The organism is Mesorhizobium sp. M8A.F.Ca.ET.207.01.1.1, assembly GCF_004794715.1.
GTDB lineage: Bacteria > Pseudomonadota > Alphaproteobacteria > Rhizobiales > Rhizobiaceae > Mesorhizobium.
In genome coordinates this window covers 1-362 of sequence record NZ_SRUS01000237.1, presented here as the reverse complement: position 1 = coordinate 362, position 362 = coordinate 1, and the positions used below count along the sequence as shown (strand labels likewise).

Genomic DNA, 362 nt, shown 5'->3' with positions numbered 1-362 from the left:
GAAGGACGATGGCCCCAAGTACCTCAACTCGCCCGAGACCGCGCTGTTCCACAAGGGCCGGGAGCTGTACGGCCTGTGGCAGGTGCGCCAGGCCAACCAGAAGATCGAGCGGCTGATCGTGGTCGAGGGCTACATGGACGTGGTCTCGCTGTTCCAGTTCGGCGTCACCCAGGCGGTGGCCACGCTGGGTACCGCCACCACGCCGGACCATGCCGAGCTGCTGTTCCGCAACGCGCCGGACGTGTTTTTCTGCTTCGACGGCGACGCCGCCGGCCGCCGCGCCGGCTGGAAGGCGCTGGAGTCGGTGCTGCCGCGCATGAAGGACGGCCGCCAGGCCTTCTTCCTGTTCCTGCCCGATGGCG

At 68.5% G+C, this 362-nt stretch carries 1 protein-coding gene; it reads left to right on the top strand.

Features of this window, described 5'->3' with window-relative positions; genetic code table 11:
• A partial coding sequence (locus EN850_RS34340) for a DNA primase (protein WP_136092993.1) occupies window positions 1-362 on the top strand: 362 nt, incomplete at both ends.